This is a genomic window from Cyanobium sp. LEGE 06143, assembly GCF_015207535.1.
Lineage (GTDB): Bacteria > Cyanobacteriota > Cyanobacteriia > PCC-6307 > Cyanobiaceae > NIES-981.
On the sequence record NZ_JADEWP010000305.1, the window covers coordinates 1 to 1,623 of the forward strand.

Annotated in this window: 3 protein-coding genes; all 3 read left to right on the forward strand. The window is 59.0% G+C overall.

Features of this window, described 5'->3' with window-relative positions:
* Window positions 1-235: nitrilase-related carbon-nitrogen hydrolase (locus IQ216_RS13810; protein ID WP_304523994.1), on the forward strand; the 235-nt coding region annotated here is incomplete at its 5' end.
* A gap of 7 nt (window positions 236-242) precedes the next feature.
* Window positions 243-1,154: a MoxR family ATPase gene (locus tag IQ216_RS13815; RefSeq protein ID WP_193815925.1), complete on the forward strand. Its 912-nt coding sequence runs from the start codon at window positions 243-245 to the stop codon at window positions 1,152-1,154.
* A 152-nt stretch (window positions 1,155-1,306) separates the two neighbouring features.
* Window positions 1,307-1,623 (forward strand): FAD-dependent oxidoreductase (locus IQ216_RS13820; protein ID WP_193815926.1); only part of this gene is annotated, 317 nt, incomplete at its 3' end.

Genomic DNA, 1,623 nt, shown 5'->3' on the forward strand with positions numbered 1-1,623 from the left:
TGTTGGCACCGAACCGGATCCCACCGGCCAGGGTGATGGCATCCGATTCTGGGGCAACAGCTTCATCTGTGGCCCCCAGGGCGAATTCCTGGCCAGGGGAGATGACCACAGCGAGTGCATTCTGACCGCCACCCTTGATCGCAACCGTACCGAATCCGTTCGGCGAATCTGGCCGTATCTTCGGGATCGTCGCATCGATGCCTATGAAGACATTCTTAAACGGGTACGGGACTGAGGCCTGCATGAAACAAAAGATGGACAGCGTTGTTACCGAGCTCAACAAAATACTGTTGGGCAAGGACACCCAGGTTCGGCTGGCCCTTTGCGGACTGCTTGCCCGCGGCCACCTTCTGATCGAAGACATTCCAGGCATGGGCAAAACCACACTGTCCCACGCCCTGGCCAGGATCATGGGCCTGAGCTACCAGCGCATCCAGTTCACCAACGACCTGCTGCCCGCCGATGTTCTGGGCTATTCCATGTATGACAAGCAGGCCGGTAGCCTGGTGTTTCATCCGGGCCCAATCTTCGCCCAGGTGGTTCTGGCCGACGAAATCAACCGGGCCTCGCCCCGTACTCAAAGCGCGTTGCTGGAAGCCATGGAAGAGCGACAGGTGTCCATTGAGGGCGAAACCCGGCCACTGCCCTCGCCGTTTTTCGTGATTGCCACCCAGAATCCTATCGAACAGGGCGGCACCTTTCCGCTGCCCGAATCCCAGCTTGACCGCTTCCTGATGCGCCTGCGCCTGGGATATCCGGATCCGAAGGCCGAGCGGGAACTGCTGGAAGGCGAGGATCGCAAGACCCTCACAGACAGGCTCCAGGCCATCCTCCCCCACGACCAACTGCAGGCACTGCAAGGTGCCGTGGACGAGGTCACTGCCAGCCCGGCCCTGCTGGATTACCTCCAGCGTCTGCTCGAACAAAGCCGCCGCATGCCTGGCCTGCTGTATGGACTTTCCCCGAGGGCTGGCCTCGGTCTGCTCCGGGCCGCCAAAGCCTGGGCACTGATGGCAGGCCGTAACCATGTACTGCCCGACGATATCCAGGCGGTCTTCCCATCTGTTGCCGAACATCGCCTTGAACAGGGTGAGTCCGGCAAAAGCAAGGAACGGGTCCGGCAGTTGCTGACCACCGTCTCAGTACTTGAATAATCCCGCAAAGCCCATATAGCAAAGCTTAATTAACCGGATTACTGGAAACGAATGGCAGCCTGACTATTTCATGTTAGCCTTTCGCCTTCTTCTTAAATGAGCAGCCCGCCACGCCGGGCTGAACCTGTGTCCCAAATACCAGCGAGCATTCCATGAGCGAAACCCGACACTCCCGACTGATCATTCTTGGCTCCGGCCCGGCCGGCTACACCGCTGCGGTCTACGCTGCCCGCGCCAACCTGAATCCAACACTGATTACCGGTATTGAAGTGGGCGGTCAGCTCACCACCACTACCGACGTAGACAACTGGCCGGGCGACAACGACGGTGTTCAGGGTCCGGAACTGATGCAGCGCATGCAAAAACACGCTGAGCGTTTTGACACCAACATCATCTACGACACCATCAACGAAACTGACCTGCAGAGCCGCCCGTTCCGCCTGAAAGGCGACAGTGGTGAATACACCTG

Bases quoted from the DNA above. Each gene is read 5' to 3' on its own strand.
- IQ216_RS13815 (WP_193815925.1), top strand. From the start codon at position 243: ATGAAACAAAAGATGGACAGCGTTGTTACCGAGCTCAACAAAATACTG.